Here is a 16,800-nt window from a genome sequence, read left to right on the forward strand (position 1 = left end):
GCCATTCTGGTCGTCGGCACGACCAGCATGCCGACGACCAGAATGGCGCCTACGCTTTCGAACGAGGCTACCGTCGTCATCGAGACCAGTCCCATCAGCAGGTAATGGAACAGCGCGACCGGAATGCCTACCGCAGCAGCCATGGCCGGGTCGAACGCGCATATTTTGAACTGCTTGTAGAACAACCCGATGATCGAAGCGCTGAGCGTCAGCACGATGCCGAGTCCCCAGACCGCTTTCGGACCGATATCGATCCCGTTCCACTCGACCGTTTCCCACGGCACATGAATAATTTCCCCGTACAGCACGCAATCCAGATCGAGGTCTACCTGCCGCGTATACAGACTTACCAAGACGACCCCTACGGCGAACAAGGCTGTAAACACGACGCCGATGGAAGCGTCCGATTGAACCCCGTTCTGATGAAACCATTGGATCAGAAACACCGTCACGAGGCCGATGACCGACGCCCCTAGCATCATCCACAGCGAATCCCGAGAACCGCTGAACAGAAACGCCAGCACAATTCCCGGCAGTACCGAGTGGCTGATGGCATCCCCGATCATCGCCATTTTCCGCAGAACGAGGAAGCAGCCGAGCAGGCTGCAGGAGCAGGCTACGAGCGCAGCCGTCAGCAGTATCCAAAAGTCGTTCATGCCTGCCCCTCCTTCCGAAGCGGTTCGCCTGCCGCACCGATGCCGTGCAGCTGCGGCCGAAGCTCCCGCTCGCTTAGCACGCTCCGTTTGACAGCCAATCGCTCCAGCAATTTAGCCAGCAGCCCCCGGCGCGGCGCGAACAGCACCGACACGACGAAGAAAAAGGTCGCGGCCAGCACCGTAAGCGGTCCGGTCGGCATATTATTCGCCATGCCGCTAAGCAGGGTGCCGAAGAAGCCGCTGAGCGCTCCGAAGACGCCCGAGAGCACCACCATGACGCCCAGCTTTTCGGTCCAATACCGGGCCGAGACGGCCGGTGTAATGAGCAGCGCCGACATCAGCACGACGCCTACGGCCTGAATGCCGACGACCACGGCCACCACGATCAGAAACATCATGAACTGGTCGAGAAAAGCGACCGGCAGCCCGATCCCTTTGGCAAAGCCCGGGTCGAAGCTGAGCAGCTTGAATTCCTTAAACAGCAAGGCGCAAATCATCGTCAGCAGCAGCGCAACAACCGCCATCGTGATGACATCCGACAGCACCATGGAAGCCGCCTGCCCGAACAGAAACTTGTCGAGGCCGCTCTGGTTGCCGCTGCCGCCATGCTGAATTTTGGTCAGCAGCACGATGCCGAGTCCGAAAAATACCGACAATACGATGCCAAGCGCCGTATCCTGCTTGATTCGGGAGTTGCGGGTGACATAGCCAATCCCGAAGGTGGCCGCCAGACCGGCGACGATCGCGCCGAGCAGGAAGAAAAATATCGATTTCGAGCCGGTCAGCATAAAAGCGATGCACACTCCCGGCAGCGCCGCGTGCGCAAGCGCGTCGCCCATCAGGCTCTGCTTGCGCAAATAAGCGAAGCTGCCAAGCACGCCGCTGCTCAGGCCGAGCAGCATGCTCCCCATTAAGATCCACTGCGCATTCGGATCGCGGAACAATTCCAGCCATGCCATGCCGCTCACCTCGCGTTCACGACGAGCGCGCCGTCACGCTGATCTAAAAACGCCAGCCGCCCGCCGTAGGTTTGTTGAAGATTGTCCCGCGTAAATACTTCTTCCGCAGGTCCGATGCCCTGAAGCTCTACATTCAGCAGGATGACCCAATCGAAATATTGCTTAACAGTCGCGAGGTCATGATGCACGACCAGAACGGTCTTGCCCTGCTCCCGGAGCTCGCCGAGCAGCGTTACGATCGCTTTCTCCGTGGCCGCATCGACGCCGACGAACGGTTCGTCCATAAAATACAGCTTCGCATCCTGCGCCAGCGCGCGGGCCAAAAACACGCGCTGCTGCTGCCCGCCCGACAGCTGGCTGATCTGTCTGTCGGCAAAGTTGGCCATGCCTACTTTGGCCAAGCAATCCATGGCAATCTCCCGCTCTTTGGCGCCCGGACGCTTGAACCAGCCTAAATGACCGTATCGTCCCATCATCACCACATCGAGCGCGCTTGTCGGAAAATCCCAATCGACGGACTCCCGCTGCGGCACGTAGCCGACGAGCTTCCGCTGCTCGGCGTAAGGCTTGCCGTAGATCGAAACTTCACCGGTTACGCTGGGAATGAGTCCGAGAGATGCTTTGATCAGCGTCGATTTGCCGGCGCCGTTCGGCCCGACGATGCCGATCAATTTTCCTTCCGGTACCTGCAGCGATATATCTCGGAGGACCGGCTTTTTCTGGTAAGCTACTGTCATGCCTAGTATGGATAACGGTATCCGCTGTTCTTTCATTGGTTCCACTCCCCTTTTTCGTTCGTCCGCTTCTCGCCCTCTCTCCCGGACTCTTATTTCAACGCTTGAACGATCGTATTAATGTTATGCTTCACCATGCCGATATAGTTGCCTTCCGGCGTGCCTTCTTCCCCCATCGCGTCGGAGAACAGCTCACCGCCGATTTGAATCTCGTGTCCTTGCTTCTTGGCTCCTTCGATGACGGCCTCGATCGATTTTTTCGGCACGCTCGATTCGACGAACACCGCCTTAATCTTGTTCGCTACGAGGAAGTCGCGCAGGTCGCTGACGTCCTTGGAGCCGTATTCCGACGCGGTGCTGATGCCCTGAAGCCCCATCACTTTGATGCCGTAGGCATCCCCGAAATAACCGAACGCGTCATGCGCCGTAACGAGCACGCGCTGCTTTTCCGGAATGGAAGCAATCTGCTCCTTCGCGAACTGATGCAGCTCCTCCAATTGCTTGATGTATGCCTCCGCGTTTTTCTTGTAATCTGCTGCATTCGCCGCATCGTGCTTGCTGAGCTCGTCCCGAACCGTCTCGGTCACGCTGATCCAGTGCTTGACGTCGAACCATACGTGAGGGTCGTGTGCCCCGGTTCCGTCCTCCATGCCGCGCAGCTTCGACTCCGGAATATTTTTCGTCACCGCCACCGTCGGCTTCGTTTTCTCCATTTTCTCGAAGACGTCGGTCATTTTGCCTTCCAAGTGAAGCCCGTTATAGAAAATAATATCCGCCTGATCCAGCTTTTTCAGATCTCCTTGCGATGCTTTGTATAAGTGCGGGTCGACGCCCGCCTTCATCAATCCGGTCACCTCGACGTGCTCTCCCCCAACCTGCTTGACGATGTCGGCAATCATCCCGATCGTGGCGGTTATTTTCACTTTGCCGGGAGCGGCGTTCTCCTTCTCCTTAGACGCTCCGCATGCGGCGAGCGATACGGCAAGTGCGAGGAACATGATCGTCATAATAAATCGCTTGAACGAAGACGATAGCCTCGGTTTTGTTTTTACGTTTTTCAAAATACCCCTCTCCCATCTTCCTAAATAAGTTGTATTAGTCCATTTTTATTTCCCTAATGACTATATGTTTATAATATACAAATATGTTGACTTAGTGCAACATTTTTTTTATAAAAAAAGAAATCCCCTCTTCCCAAGGAGATTTCCAGTGCTTTGCTATGGCGTTTTGGTTTCAGTAGGAGGCCCTTTCGGTTTTCCCTCCAACCCGATATATTGATCGTAAGCGTCGAACATTTTGCGCGCGATCGGCGCTGCACCGTAGGAGCCGAATCCGCCCTCCGGGACGACAACGGCGACGGCAAGCTTCGGATTTTCCGCCGGCGCGAAGGCGATAAACACAGCGTTGTCGATTTCTTTGCCGCCGGCCACCCTTTGCGTCGAGGTCCCTGTTTTTCTTGCGAGCGTATATGGAAAATCGTCAAAGCCTTGAATACCGACCTGCAGCATCCCTTTGATCACGGCGTCCCAATATGCTTTCGGAAAATCGGTCTGATCCAGCACGACGGGTTCGAACTTTTTGACAATCTGACCTTTGTCGTACGTCTCGATCCGGTCGACCAGCAGCGGCTGAAGGCGTTTGCCCCGGGTCGCCAACGTTGTCGTATACTGCGCCAATTGGAGCGTCGTGTACTTCTCGTTCTGCCCCCAAGAGGCGAATACCATCCGGGATTGAGCCGTCTCTTTCGTATTCGTCTTGTACTCGCTGATTCCTGCGCTTTCCCGCGGCAGGCCGCTGCCGGTAAGTACGCCCAAGCCGAATTTGGCCAAATACTGATCCCAAATTTCTACGGCTTTGTTAGGGCTTCGCGTGTACAGCGCGTTACCGATCAAAGCGGACATGAACGTGTTTGACGAGTGTCTGATCGCCGCCGTTGCATTGATCGGTCCAAAAGAGGCTCTGCCGGAATTTGTCAGCTTGGAACTGTTGTCTTTTCCGTACGTGAATACGCCGGTATCGTTATAAGTCGTATTGGTCGTAAACAGCCCTTCGTTGAGCCCGATCAGCACCGAGAGCGGTTTAACGACGGAGCCCATATACACGATGGACGTAGGGTGGTATTTTTGTTCGTCTTCCGGATAGTCCGGGTACGCCGTCGTAATCGTGCCGTTATTGATTTTCGTTTGAACCTGCTTGTAATCGGAATCCGAGAACGGATTGCTCCAGAAGGTCGGATCGTAATCCGGCATACTGGCCATCGCCACGACTTTGCCCGTCTCGACCTCCATCGCCACGGCATAGCCCGCGACGGCATTGACTCCTTTGTTCGCGTAAGGATTGGAGCGGTAGGCCGGACTTTTCAGCGTCACCAGATGGTCCATGATTGCCTTCTCGGTAGCAAGCTGGACGTTCTTGTCGATGGTCAGGTACAGGTTGTTCCCCTTCTCCGGCGGGATGACTGTAGGCGCCTCGGCATTGCCGATAATTTTCTGCAAGGCGTTGACCGGATACGACTTCACGCCGTTTTTGCCGCGGAGCTCTTCCTGATACATCAATTCAATGCCGTCGTAGCCGACGTATTCCCGGTCCAGATAGTCCTCCGTTTTTGTTTTGTCCTTGTAAAATTCGAGCCCATTCTTCGCTTCTCGCGCCGTCGAGAACGGCCGCATGTACCCGACAAGCTGCACCGCAATCGTGTTCTCGCGGTCGTACGTACGCAAGCTCTCCTCCATGATCTCAATCCACTTCAGCTCGTCGCGGTGCTCCAAAATAAACGCCATTTCCGCCTGCGTCAAATCGGTCTTGATCCGCCTCGGCACCCAATAATAGCTCGGTTTTTTGGCCGTTTCCTGCTGGTTCAGATCGAAGCCGACATCCATTTCCTTGATGATTTCCTCCGCGCTCGGCTGCTTCAGGTCCTTGTTTCCGTACTGCGCGAAAATGTCGGCTAAACGCTTGGCCAAGGCGACCACTTGGTCCTTGGGCTGGTCCTGCTCGATGCGAAAATAAAGCGACTGTGTCGACGTCGTATAGGCGATCGGAGCGCTGTTGCGGTCGAAAATATTGCCGCGAATCGGAGGGATCGGCGTATCGGCATTGTTGGCCCTGTCCTTTTTTTCAGCCAGTTCTTTGCCTTCGACAAACTGCAGCATCGCCAGCCGCACGATAAGCACGGAAAACAGGAAAAACGTAAAGAAAAAGAACAGGTTGATCCGGGTCGTAAAATGACGGCGCTGGCTTCCGTCCTGCTTGCTCGAGTCGTCCATGCCGATAGGTTTTTTCATCTTGCTTGCGGCTCCTTCCTTCTAAAAATGATTCCCATATGCTACTTCACGTCCTGCAGCAGCTCGCGCAGGGAAAGAATGCCGTCCCCGGTATGATAATCGTATCGTTTGATCTTGACGGCATCGATGCCGGCTTGAGCAGGGGCCCAAATGTCGTTGCGATCGTGGTCCCCAATATACAGCACATCCTCCGGCGTCAGCTTGGCACGCTCCAGCGCCAGATGGAAAATCGCCGGGTCCGGCTTTTCCAAACCGACCTCCGTCGAGACGATAACCGGATCGAAGTGATGCAGGATGCCCTTGTATTCCAAAATCGAACGCAGGGTCGGCGCAAAGTTGGAAATGATGCCGAGCTGCAGCCCTTTTCCTTTAAAGGCCAGGAGGCTTTCCTCCACATCTTCGAACAGCGCATACTGCTGCGGGGCCGTGAATAAGTCGTAGAGCTCGTGGCAGCAGACGTGGATCTGCTCTTCCGTCCACTTTTCCTCTTCGACGCCCAGTTTTTTAAGGATATAATCGTACAGCTTCATCCAGAAAGCCCGGTCCGATTCCGGCGTGCAGGCTTCGAACGGGTCAAGCTGCTTCCCATAATAAAATAAACGAAAAGCTTCGGTAAAAAGTTCCCCGATTTGCTCCTGTCCCCGATGAAAAGACCGGCTCGCCAAAAACTGCTGCATGATGACCCTGGCCGCCGGGATCGTCATCAGCGTATCGCCGACATCGAAAAATATCGCTTTATATTGCGTTAACGGTTTGCGCAGCAACGATAAACCCACCTTTTTCAAACTTATATCTTCACAAGTGTATCATATTCGGGGAATTTATAGAAACGTACGGAAAAGGAAAAAACCGGTTCGTCGCTTGTGGCGGCCGTCCGGCTTCTGTTATTACGTATCTTTAATATGCGTGTCCTGAAAGCGGGGCGGATTGAACCAGTTGCCTCCGCTGGCCACCCAGGTGGAATCGAGCGGCACCCACTCACTTTTCTCCCCCAGGTACACTTCGTTCCAAGCGTGAGGGCCGTAACCGCCCCGCCCGTCGTAGCCGAGCCCGGTCACAACCTTGACGTCCAGTCCGACCGCCCTCGCCATGACCGCGTATAACCTGGAAAAGTCGATGCACACGCCCTTTTTCGTGTTAAACGTATCCTCCGGCGTCTGCTCTCTCCAAATGCGCTGCTCCTCGTACGCCTTCACTTTGTCCCAGTCGTACTTGATACGCGTGCCGACCCAGCGGTACAGCAGCTTGGCCTTCTCTTCGTCGGTCTGGCCTTTGGCCGTCACCTGCTTGGCCGCTTCCGCGACATCCTGAGGGATGCGGGCATCCACGACCTCGTATTTCCGCTGTAAAATGTTGCCGAACTCCTGTTCCACGGCCCGCGTGAAAACAGGGAGCTGATTAGCGAAAAAGTCGCCCGTCATCGGCCGGATCACTTCTGTCGCCCCTTTTTGAAAAAGGGACGAATCCTGAATATAAGCGGCCACCGGCGTCTGCGGGAACAGCGTCGTGACGATAAACAGCACGGCTATCATAATCATTCCCCGGCCAAACCCGGTCACCGAGCCAATGACGCCGCCGATCAGACTGCTGAGCAGGGAGGGAGAAGCGGCTCGTCCCCCGCTGGCAGAGTCCGCATTCGTCCGTTCCGCCAGCCAATCGTCCACCAGCGGGTCGATAATGCGGTATACCAGCTGCTTGATCAAGCCGTATCCCAAAACAAACAGGACGCTGAACCGCAGCAGGGAAAAATCGCGCAGTGCCGTTGCGGCGGTATAATATAGCTGCTTCCAAAAGCCGAGTTCCTCGGATGGTATCGTCAGCCCGAGCCCCACAAGCCACGCCTGCAGCTTGGGCGACAGCCATGAAGTCATCTCCCAAGCGAGAAACAGGCTGAGCAGCGTAACAGCCCCTTCCGTCACCATGAGCGCGAGATGCTTCGCGGAGGAGGACGCCCCGCGAAGCAAACCCTGTACAATCGATACTACAAACAATACGGCGATGAGCACGGTAATCCAATTGATTTGTGTCAGGTTCTGCAGTTCGTTCACCAGCGTCCCCCTCCTTTCCTATCGAAATGCATGCCGACGGCTTATTGGCCGGCGTTTTTCTTCGCCTGATCGATGAATCCTTTCAGGACATCGTCCAGCTTCATCGTGAACGTTTGGTTCATAAAAGTAACTTGCACATCGCTAGAGCCGGGCTTGCCTTCCAGCTTCACGCTTTTGGTGCTTACGGTATACGAGCCGTCGGCGTTCTGGCTGTATTTCGCTTCTTTCACTTCGTCGGTAATCGTTTTGACCGCTTGATTCTTAGCTTCGGCGGCGACTTTCGCTCCCACCGTCGTGCCCAGTTCCAAGAGCTGATCCTTGTAGCTGGCGCCATACCAGATAAGACCTGCCAGTATTGCGAGCACAAGAACCCATTTGATGACGGTTTTCACCACTTTGATGACGAGAAACAGCACAATCAGCGCTCCGACGAGCACATACCACCGTTCGGATAAAAAAGCCGTTACGAAATCCACTTCCATCGCTCCCCTAAACGTCCTTCTTCCATCGCTTATGTAAATCCCTTACGGCGGTTCTCCGCGCCCTTATCATACACCAGCCCCGCGTCACTCTTCATCTCTTTTTTTGCGGAGCTCGGCGAGCTTGCGCTGGATTTCCGCCCCTTTGTCTTCTCTTCGCTTGGTTCGGCGCAACGATCCGAACAGCCTCCACAGCGCCAGTACCAAAACGGCCACCAGCACGATTCGGATAAACATATCCATCCGGCATCCCTCCTTTTGTCCGCCGGAACCCACGTTTCTTATACGTTAAACGATCCAGCACGTTGCAAAATACTTGTACTATCCCTTTACCGGGAGACGTAAACGTATAGAGTAGCGGTAGACGGACAAACCCCATTATGGAAAGAGGTGATTTCATGAAAACCGCCGTATGGCTCTATCTGTTCATGTTCGTCGCCATTTTCGACCTGCATGCCCAGTACCCGATTCTTACTCCGTTTGCCGTGTCGCTAGGTGCGACCCCTTCGTTCATCGGGCTTATTCTCGGAGTCTATTCGATCACGCACCTGCCCGGAAACCTGATCGCAGGCTACGGCGTCGACCGCTATGGAAGCAAGGGCTTCATTGTGTTCAGCCTGATTGTAGCAGGAATCGTGCTCTTAATTCAATCCCGCGTCAGCGATCCGTGGGGGCTGCTCGTCATCCGTTCGATCAGCGGCTTCGTCCTGGCATTTCTATCGCCGGCCTGCTTGTCCCTGCTCGCCAAAATCGCCAAAAACCAAATTCAACAAAGCAAGCTGATGGCCGGCAACGGCATGGTGCATACCATCGCTTCCGTGCTCAGTCCGGCGGCCGGCGCCTACCTGGTCTCGCAGCTTGGCTTTGCCAAATCGTTTACGTTTCTAGGATGGGGGCTCATCCTTACCGGCTTGCTCGCTTGGATCGGGGTAAAGGAACAGCGAAGCGAGCGTCCAACCAATGCGGCGATTGCCGGGGAACTCGCCCTTCCTCCTGCTTCCCAGGGTAATTTACCGGTCTCCGGCCAGGACAACGTTCCTTGGCTTTTCTTCGTTATTCCTCTTGCGCTTTCTTGCTCCCAAGGCATTTTGTTTTTCGAGCTTCCGCTGATGAAGGAGGCGAGCAGTTCGATCATGACCTCCGGCGTGTTCTTTTCCGTCATTTCCATGGGGTCGCTGGCGACGCTTAGTTTACTGTTTTTGAACCGGATTTTCCCTTTTTACCGGATGCTGTTCGGCTGTCTTGCACTGGCATTCATTTTTTTTGGGATGTCGGTTCATTGGCCGCTGCCGCTCTACGCTTCGCTGTTTCTGATCGGGATGACCAAGGGCGTCATTTTTCCGGCCATCGCATCGCTGCTTGCAGCCCTCACGCCCGCGGACCGTTACGGACGCGTCTTCTCGATTCTGTCGGTTTCGTACTCGATCGGCGCCTTTATCGGCCCGATTGTGGCCGGGCATACACGGACACAAGTATCGCCGTATTTCCTCGCTTTTCTCTGCCTCATGCTTGCGCTCTCTATGCTGCCGTCCCGTTCGTTCGCCGCTCCCGTGCGAGTTTGACACGAACTTGGGGATATGATGAGATTCGGGCCGTCCGGATGTCGGGCGGTTTTTTTGCTTTTCCAGTTGGAATGAGAATCGTCTCGATATTCCCAATTCGGTATTTTATAGGAATTTAGTCATAAATTAATAGTCCAAAAGTAGTGATAAACAATTCGGAACGCAACTTTATCTCACTCTCCGCCGTTTAAGATGCCGAGATGTTTCACTGCGGGCAGATTTGGATAATGTTCAAAGGGCTGCCGTAATGGATGATTTCACCATTGGCGCGACGGACATAAATAGCTCTGTCCGATTCGAAAACATCTAAATGATATTCAATAGACTGGCTGAAGGAGGTGAAAATGCATTTGTCCAGGAAACCTGTTCAACGCAATAGTAATAATTCATTATTCGTCAAGGAAGATAGGAGTGAACTCTGCATGAAGCCTGCTGTGCTTAAAAAAACAGCACAAGTGACCGTACTGATGCTTATCATCTCTGTTTTGGTTCCTGTGTTGGCGTTTGCCGCTACGGGATTCAAAAATTTGAAGTATAGCAACGATACGGTAACCGGTGTTGTATACTCCGACGTATACGACGTAAACGCTCAGGTATATGCTTACGATCCGAACGGAAACCGGGTAGCTGTCACCAATGTTACGTATGATACGTACGATGAAGTCAACAAGCTGTACATTTACAAACCATTCACCGTTCAGGCCGGAGTGTACGATTCCGTTTATCTGCATGGCTTGTATGTAAACGGTAAGCCGGTAACCGGAGATGTTTATGCCCAAGTAAATCGTGATACGGGCAACGGGTCTAACCCCGGCGGCGGTAGCACTTGCTGCGGCGGACCCGGCGGCGGAATCTGGGGTTCGGAAATTATCAACGTAAGCTCCAACGGCTCCGTTGATGCCGACCAACTGAAAAATTCGTTCAAAAACAACGACAAAGTGACGCTGAAGCTGAGCGGCGAAATCGCTCTGATTCCGGCTAAAGCGCTTGTCGATTACGTAACGGATTCCAAGAAGGTGCTGGTCATCGTTAACGACAACGGCGCTTACATCATTCCGCTCAACGTGCTGAAGCTGCAAGACTTGGCCAGCAAGCTGTCGGTAACGACAGATGAGCTGAAGCTGAAAGTAACCATCGCGAAAGCAAACGATACGACGAAGGACGGCGTAGACAAAGCTGCTAAAGCGCTTGGCGGCACGGTAGCCAGCAATGCTGTCGATTTCGATATCGTCGGTCTCGGCAAAGACGAGAAAACCGCTGCGCTGGACCTCGGCAACAACTACATCAGCCGGGTTCTTCCGCTGAGCAAAGCTGTCGATTCGTCCAAAGCGACAGGCGTTCTTTACAACCCGACAACGGGTAAACTGAGCTTTGTACCTGCTGTCTTCTCTGCGACGGATGGTAAAAACGAAGCAACGTTGAAACGCAACGGCAGCAGCATCTATGCCGTAATCGAGTTGGATAAAACCTTCTCCGACATCAACGGCCACTGGGCTGAAAGCTACATCAAGCTGCTGGCTAACAAGCTTGTCGTTGACGGGGTAACCGACACGACATTCCAGCCGGAGCGTAATATCACCCGTGCGGAATTCGCAGCACTGGTTGTTCGCGCGCTGGGTCTGGATACGAACAACGGCAGCAGCACGTTTAAAGACGTTGCAGCTAGCGACTGGTACGCAAGCGTTGTAGCAGCAGCGGCAAACGCGAAGCTGGTTGACGGCTATGAAGACGGATCGTTCCGTCCGAACGCTACGATCAACCGCGAAGAGCTGGCGGCTATGGTCGTACGCGCTCTGAACTATGCCGGTGCGAAACCGGACGTCTCGGCTGATAAACAAACTCAGCTGTTGGCGAAATTCAAAGACGCAAGCAAAATCGTATGGGCGAAGAACGAAATCGCCGCTGCGATTGACGCCGGCATCATCGACGGCATGACGGACGACACGTTGGGCGCCCGCGATACGGCGACTCGCGCACAATCCGCAACCATGCTGAAACGTCTGCTCTCTAAAGCAAGCTTTATCAACAACTAATTGCTAAACGCATCATGAACCACTCTCCATGAAATAGGGCCGTTTCTTTTGTCTCTCGCAGACAAGGGCAACGGCCCTTCTGTCGTTTCTTTTACCGCAACGACGGCCAGTTTCCGACATTTCCTGGGAAATACGTTCACGTAGGGATTGGATCGGACAGCAAAAGCGGATATACTACAAGAAAGAAATTCATTGCAGGAACGGAGGCCGTCGATGTCTATCGCTATTATTGTAGAAGGAAAAAATGACAAAATCAGGCTTCGCCGCCTGCTGACAGAGGACATCACCATCGTTTGTACCTTCGGATCGCTGAATACGGATCGTTTGGAAGAGTTGAAGAAGAAGATCGGAACGAGCGATGTATACCTGTTTACGGATAATGACCCCTCGGGCAAAAAAATACGTGCCATTCTCCGGGATACATTTCCGGATGCCGAACAAATTTATACGCGGCGCGGCTATGCCGGCGTCGAAGGCACGCCCGACGAGTATCTTATTCAACAATTGGAAAAGGCCGGGCTGGAGGAGTTTATTATCTATCCCCCGATGATCCCGACCTTTGAGAAGTTCTAACCTATAAATTTCATCAAATAAATAACCAGTGTTACCGTAAAAATGCTAAATATCGTTGAGGAAAACACAGCTTGTGCTGAAAATTCCGGCTCATTGTCATACTCGACGGCAATGAGTACGCTGCTCAGCGATGTCGGCACCGCGCAGGACAGTACAAGCGCCTGCGCCATGCCCCCTTCAATCCCCATTAGCAGAACGATCAGAAAGCCGACGACCGGGCCCACACAGAGCCTCAGCACGTTCGACAGCATGACATCCGCCAGGTTGAACGTCCATTTCATGCTTCCCAATTGTACCCCAAGCGTCAAGAGAGCGGTTGCAATAAACGCGTCCGATACATAATTGATCGGAGTATACACTGGTCCAGGGATCGGAATGTGCAGCCCCTTCATCAAAAAGGCGATCTGAATGATATAGATGACCGGAAGCGTCAGGATCGTCCGGAGCGTCTGCTTCATATCATTGCGCTTGGACGCGTTAACGGCATAGATGCCGTAGGTGTTCGGAAGCAGACTCTGCATCATCATAATGATAATCTGAATCGATAAGGTGAACGCGTCCCCGACAAACACGAGCTGATTGAGCGGAATCGCATAGTTCGCGCTGTTGTAAAAAATAACGCTGTTGCGCATCGCCGGGATCATGCCGCCCTTATATCCCCGCAGACGGATCACCACTTCCATCAAAAGAAACATCGCGGCAAAAAACAGGACGAAAAACAACAGCGTTTGTCCGAGAACAGCCAGCGACAGCGACGATTCGTAAAGCATTTTGAATACGAGCGCCGGGGAGAATAAGTAAAAATTTAATTTGGAAAGCGTCTTGATATCCAGCTTGAATGCCCGGTACAAAATGACGCCTATCGCAATCATGATGGTTAGCGGAATGACATTATTGAGCAAAATATGCGTAAAATAAGCCATGTCAAATCAATGCCCTCGCCATTAGCCTAGGATTCCTTGCTAACCTGAATCAAATCGTTGGCGATTCCTTCGATATCGATATTTTCGTCGTTGCCCGAATAGTAGGTGCGCACATCACCTTTGCCGTCGACTAGCAAAAACAAGTTCGTATGCGTAAAATTGCCGGTTTTCGGGTCTTTGGCTACTAGGACGTCGAACTTCTTGGCCAGGTCCGCCGTATAAGCCTCGTCGCCGCGCAGGAAGTACCAGCCCTTATAATCCGGATGAAAGCGGCCGGAAAATTCCTTAAGCCGTTCCGGCGTATCTCTCGTCGGATCGAAGGTAATAGAAAGAAGCGCCGTCTTTGTGCCGAACACGCCTTTTTTCACCAATACGTCCTGAATTTTAGACAGGTTGTAGGTCGTCGGCGGGCAGACGTCAGGACAATACGAAAAATAAAAATAGACCAGCTTTGCTTTTCCTGCGGTATCAGCCAATGTTACCGTCTTGCCGTCCAGGTTTTCCAGTTTGAAATCCGGCGCCTTCTTGAGCACTCCGATTTTTTTCTCCGGACCTTTGACCAGCATATAAGCCAATGTTGCGATCAAACCAACCAGCAGTACCATGACGACGATTTTAAAACCGGTTTTCTGCATATCATCGCTCACCTTCCCATTGTTCAAAAAATAAATCCCAAGGCCGGGGCCAAGGGATTGTCATCCACCGTTTTGCACCGTCCGCGAATACCCTACGGTAAAGGAGTGGTGCTGATGACCATGATGATATACAGCAAGGTCAAATAGTTAATGGAGTAAATAAACATTTTTTTGGCCCATTGCACTTCATCCTCCGCTTTGAACCCTTTGAGGCTCAAAAACGCCCAGTACAAGCCCATGATCGTAGCCGCGAAGAAGTAAAGCTCTCCTACGTAACCAAGCCAGTACAGCAAAAGCGAAATGGGCACAAGCAGCACGATATAACGGATCATCGCCATCTTGGTAATGTACGTTCCTTTGACTACCGGCAGAAGCGGGAAGCCGGCTGCGCGGTACTCTTCCATCCGCCGAATACCAAGCGCCCAGAAGTGCGGCGGCTGCCACAGAAACATAATGCCGTACAGAATAAGCCCCGCGGCATCGATCTGTCCCTGAACGGCACAGTAGCCGAGCAGCGTAGGCATTGCGCCGGAAAAGCTGCCGACGAACGTACTCCATACGGATGACCGTTTAAACCATGCGGTATAAATCCATACGTAAATAAACAAACCGAGTAAACCGAGCAAAGCGGTAAGTGGATTCGTCAAGAACCACAGCACCGAAAGGCCGACAACGCCGAGCACAATACCGTACCATAGCACAGTCTGCGGAGCAATGCTGCCTACTGCGGTAGCACGCTTTTGCGTCCGTGTCATCTTCTTGTCCATGTCCCGGTCTAAATAGTTGTTCAGCACGCAGCCAGACGCCATCACCAACACGGTGCCGAGCAGCATATATATCAATTTATCCCACTGGATATGCCAGCCGGAAGCGACCCAAAAGCCGCCAAATGCCGTAATCGCGTTGGAAAATAAAATGCCGGGTTTGGCGAGATTCACAAAATCTCTCCACGTAGCCGGCGAGTTGACAGCGGTATCCGCCTCAACATTTGTCGTCTCTACGCCCATCCCCAAGCTTGCCTGTTTTTCCACCTCTATGCAACCCCCTTGTGTGAGGAATTCGACAATGATTGTGATATCCTTCACTCTTAAAAAGATCTTCTTTATCATAACAACCTGCGGACCTTTTGACAACAACGGATGGCGTTGTTCAAAATATTGTCGAATCCCCCATCAAATGATAGTACGGCTGTGCGCTTTGATCCACCGGGTATTGCGCCGTATATTTTTTTAGTATTGCAGAAAAATACAAGAATCGGCTAAATCCTGCTTTTTATCCTGTTTTCGACGACGAGTATGTCCATAGGCTTGCCTGCTAACTCGACAAACGCAAAGAAGGATAGCCGAACAATAGGGGGGGTATTTTCCAGGCCAGAGGGCTCAAAACTGTCTGGCCATCTTTTAAAATAGGCACTCGAGGCGGCCTTAATCCTACGACGCAGAAGCAGGATGTTTCCCTTCTCATTTGCGTAAGCCGGATTATTTTTCCTTATCGCAGGCACAAACGGAAAGGACATGGCCATACAGCTAAAAAGAAAAAAATGTAGCATGCAGATTACAAAAACATAAACAGCCTCAGTCCGATGGAATTTCGGACCGAGGCTTCATAGATGGATGTTTCTCCTGTACTTTACTGGAGCAGTTCTGTTGAGCAACCTTATCATTTTTTTCTTACGAAAAAATTAATTGCTGCCTAGAATACCATGTACATCGACCGTCACATTCCCGCGATTTTCAACCAAGACAAAATATGTACCTGGTTCGAGATAAACCAAATGTGTCTGAGACGTATTACCGTTTAAAGTAAACATCGGAGAAGTCCAACTGCTATTTTCTTTGAAAATTGCATAAAAAACTACCGGACTTCTCCCCTCGGAAGGATCAGTTGTTTTTTGGCTTATTGTTAAATTAGCATAATGCCCACCGTAAGATACATATTTTGCAAAATTAAAAGTAGTAGTACTCTGTCCACTGCCCAAATTGTTTATTTGAAACCACATATTATTTCCTAACGCGGCCAGAGACTTCGCTTCAACCTGCGGTTTGCTTACAGGAGATACGATCGGTTGGGTCGCTGCTAAAGCGGATTGGGCCAATACCATCATGCTTGCACCAATCAGCAGAGTAGACAGTAATTTTTTCAGCTTCATACGACACCTCCAAGAATTTTACGAGTTCGGCCGACTCTTTTAAGAGAGTACCATAAAAATACATTTTTTTAAATAAAAAAATATATTTATATAATGTGTATATTTTAGGACACATTTGTTTCGGCTCAATATCTTCATGTTTGCGGTTATTCCTCTGTAATTGCTCTTATTATCAGCAAAATACTTTGTCGCACATAAAGAGATTATTTTACTTGGGAACCCTCAACGCTTCCTTGCCGAACGCTTCCGTACGCATATAACGCCAAGCTTCGTCCAGCAGCTCTTGGATATCGCCGACGCGATAGCCAAGGACGGAAACGGCAAGGCCGTACTTGTAAGTCAAGCTTACGCCGTAGTAAAGCTCCGAATCGGCTGCTGCAGCAGGAGCAAAGCTGTTCAGCCGCTCGCGAAGCGCTTCTACAAGCGATGCGTCGGCCCGCTCGGAGAACAAATAAAGCGTCCCCAGATGCGTATAAAGGTCCCAGCGGGCCATGAAACGCGGGGTCTCAAGCTGCGGCTCCACCCGCTGTCTGGCGCTGAAGATCAGTTCGCCGTCACGTCGGACTGTGAGTGCATTTTGGTAACAGGCATAACGAAACCGCTCTCCCCGATGCGTCCGGCCGGGGCAGACGATCTCGCTCAGCACCAAGGACGAGCCAGGCTCCAGCTCGACGACGGTCTCGCTGCGAAACGAAGCGTCCTGGTACAGCATCAGCGGCTCGGGCATATATTCCACGTACGCTCCCCGTCCGAGCTCGAGCTTTT

General features: G+C 52.3%; 17 protein-coding genes. 3 read left to right on the forward strand and 14 right to left on the reverse strand.

Annotated elements, in window-relative coordinates; all coding sequences use genetic code 11:
- From QJ48_RS07470 to QJ48_RS36740, 9 genes are all read right to left on the reverse strand, one after another.
- The coding region (locus QJ48_RS07470; protein ID WP_054973014.1) for a metal ABC transporter permease at positions 1-656 on the reverse strand (656 nt) is incomplete at its 3' end.
- Positions 653-1,615, reverse strand: coding sequence for a metal ABC transporter permease (locus QJ48_RS07475; protein WP_054973015.1), 963 nt, complete (start codon positions 1,613-1,615; stop codon positions 653-655). The genes QJ48_RS07470 and QJ48_RS07475, both read right to left, overlap by 4 nt.
- Positions 1,616-1,620: 5 nt before the next feature.
- A complete protein-coding gene (locus QJ48_RS07480) occupies positions 1,621-2,388 on the reverse strand; it encodes a metal ABC transporter ATP-binding protein (protein WP_054973016.1) in 768 nt (255 codons plus the stop codon).
- Positions 2,389-2,441: 53 nt separating this feature from the next.
- Positions 2,442-3,356 (reverse strand): metal ABC transporter solute-binding protein, Zn/Mn family, encoded by a 915-nt coding sequence (locus QJ48_RS07485; protein ID WP_054973028.1) that lies wholly within the window; start codon positions 3,354-3,356, stop codon positions 2,442-2,444.
- Between the two features lie 210 nt (positions 3,357-3,566).
- The gene (locus tag QJ48_RS07490; protein ID WP_054973017.1) at positions 3,567-5,633 is read right to left on the reverse strand and encodes a penicillin-binding protein 2; all 2,067 of its coding nucleotides are present in this window, start codon (positions 5,631-5,633) and stop codon (positions 3,567-3,569) included.
- A gap of 41 nt (positions 5,634-5,674) precedes the next feature.
- Complete coding sequence (locus tag QJ48_RS07495; protein WP_054973018.1) at positions 5,675-6,397, reverse strand: HAD-IA family hydrolase; 723 nt, start codon at positions 6,395-6,397, stop codon at positions 5,675-5,677.
- Positions 6,398-6,520: 123 nt separating this feature from the next.
- Entirely contained in the window at positions 6,521-7,681 is a 1,161-nt protein-coding gene (locus QJ48_RS07500) for a transglutaminase domain-containing protein (RefSeq protein ID WP_054973019.1), read from the reverse strand.
- Between the two features lie 41 nt (positions 7,682-7,722).
- The gene (locus QJ48_RS07505) at positions 7,723-8,163 is read right to left on the reverse strand and encodes a hypothetical protein (RefSeq protein WP_082420395.1); all 441 of its coding nucleotides are present in this window, start codon (positions 8,161-8,163) and stop codon (positions 7,723-7,725) included.
- Positions 8,164-8,247: 84 nt separating this feature from the next.
- The gene (locus tag QJ48_RS36740; RefSeq protein WP_010493747.1) at positions 8,248-8,403 is read right to left on the reverse strand and encodes a hypothetical protein; all 156 of its coding nucleotides are present in this window, start codon (positions 8,401-8,403) and stop codon (positions 8,248-8,250) included.
- Between the two features lie 155 nt (positions 8,404-8,558).
- Here QJ48_RS36740 and QJ48_RS07510 point away from each other — a divergent pair, with 155 nt between their 5' ends.
- From QJ48_RS07510 to QJ48_RS07520, 3 genes are all read left to right on the forward strand, one after another.
- Entirely contained in the window at positions 8,559-9,722 is a 1,164-nt protein-coding gene (locus tag QJ48_RS07510) for an MFS transporter (protein ID WP_054973020.1), read from the forward strand.
- A 422-nt stretch (positions 9,723-10,144) separates the two neighbouring features.
- Complete coding sequence (locus QJ48_RS07515) at positions 10,145-11,755, forward strand: S-layer homology domain-containing protein (protein WP_054973021.1); 1,611 nt, start codon at positions 10,145-10,147, stop codon at positions 11,753-11,755.
- Positions 11,756-11,968: 213 nt separating this feature from the next.
- Positions 11,969-12,328, forward strand: a complete 360-nt coding sequence (locus QJ48_RS07520; protein WP_054973022.1) for a toprim domain-containing protein — start codon at positions 11,969-11,971, stop codon at positions 12,326-12,328.
- On the opposite strand, the gene QJ48_RS07525 is transcribed toward QJ48_RS07520, so the two are convergent.
- The 5 genes from QJ48_RS07525 to QJ48_RS07550 form a co-directional block, all read right to left on the reverse strand.
- The gene (locus QJ48_RS07525; RefSeq protein WP_054973023.1) at positions 12,325-13,251 is read right to left on the reverse strand and encodes an AEC family transporter; all 927 of its coding nucleotides are present in this window, start codon (positions 13,249-13,251) and stop codon (positions 12,325-12,327) included. The two genes, QJ48_RS07520 and QJ48_RS07525, sit on opposite strands and share 4 nt — an antisense overlap.
- A 26-nt stretch (positions 13,252-13,277) precedes the next feature.
- Positions 13,278-13,886 (reverse strand): SCO family protein, encoded by a 609-nt coding sequence (locus tag QJ48_RS07530; protein ID WP_054973024.1) that lies wholly within the window; start codon positions 13,884-13,886, stop codon positions 13,278-13,280.
- A 92-nt stretch (positions 13,887-13,978) separates the two neighbouring features.
- Entirely contained in the window at positions 13,979-14,917 is a 939-nt protein-coding gene (gene cyoE / locus QJ48_RS07535) for a heme o synthase (protein ID WP_054973025.1), read from the reverse strand.
- Between the two features lie 650 nt (positions 14,918-15,567).
- A complete protein-coding gene (locus QJ48_RS07545) occupies positions 15,568-16,035 on the reverse strand; it encodes a hypothetical protein (protein WP_054973027.1) in 468 nt (155 codons plus the stop codon).
- Positions 16,036-16,243: 208 nt separating this feature from the next.
- The coding region (locus QJ48_RS07550) for an urease accessory protein UreD (RefSeq protein WP_162238457.1) at positions 16,244-16,800 on the reverse strand (557 nt) is incomplete at its 5' end.

The organism is Paenibacillus sp. A3 (assembly GCF_001399685.1).
Taxonomy (GTDB): domain Bacteria; phylum Bacillota; class Bacilli; order Paenibacillales; family NBRC-103111; genus Paenibacillus_G.

Excerpts from the sequence above, each read along its gene's own strand:
- QJ48_RS07475 (WP_054973015.1), bottom strand. The coding sequence starts at position 1,615 with ATGGCATGGCTGGAATTGTTCCGCGATCCGAATGCGCAGTGGATCTTA.
- QJ48_RS07480 (WP_054973016.1), bottom strand. The coding sequence starts at position 2,388 with ATGAAAGAACAGCGGATACCGTTATCCATACTAGGCATGACAGTAGCT.
- QJ48_RS07485 (WP_054973028.1), bottom strand. The coding sequence starts at position 3,356 with ATGACGATCATGTTCCTCGCACTTGCCGTATCGCTCGCCGCATGCGGA.
- QJ48_RS07490 (WP_054973017.1), bottom strand. The coding sequence starts at position 5,633 with ATGAAAAAACCTATCGGCATGGACGACTCGAGCAAGCAGGACGGAAGC.
- QJ48_RS07505 (WP_082420395.1), bottom strand. The coding sequence starts at position 8,163 with ATGGAAGTGGATTTCGTAACGGCTTTTTTATCCGAACGGTGGTATGTG.
- QJ48_RS36740 (WP_010493747.1), bottom strand. The coding sequence starts at position 8,403 with ATGGATATGTTTATCCGAATCGTGCTGGTGGCCGTTTTGGTACTGGCG.
- QJ48_RS07510 (WP_054973020.1), top strand. The coding sequence starts at position 8,559 with ATGAAAACCGCCGTATGGCTCTATCTGTTCATGTTCGTCGCCATTTTC.
- QJ48_RS07515 (WP_054973021.1), top strand. The coding sequence starts at position 10,145 with ATGAAGCCTGCTGTGCTTAAAAAAACAGCACAAGTGACCGTACTGATG.
- QJ48_RS07520 (WP_054973022.1), top strand. The coding sequence starts at position 11,969 with ATGTCTATCGCTATTATTGTAGAAGGAAAAAATGACAAAATCAGGCTT.
- QJ48_RS07525 (WP_054973023.1), bottom strand. The coding sequence starts at position 13,251 with ATGGCTTATTTTACGCATATTTTGCTCAATAATGTCATTCCGCTAACC.
- QJ48_RS07530 (WP_054973024.1), bottom strand. The coding sequence starts at position 13,886 with ATGCAGAAAACCGGTTTTAAAATCGTCGTCATGGTACTGCTGGTTGGT.
- QJ48_RS07545 (WP_054973027.1), bottom strand. The coding sequence starts at position 16,035 with ATGAAGCTGAAAAAATTACTGTCTACTCTGCTGATTGGTGCAAGCATG.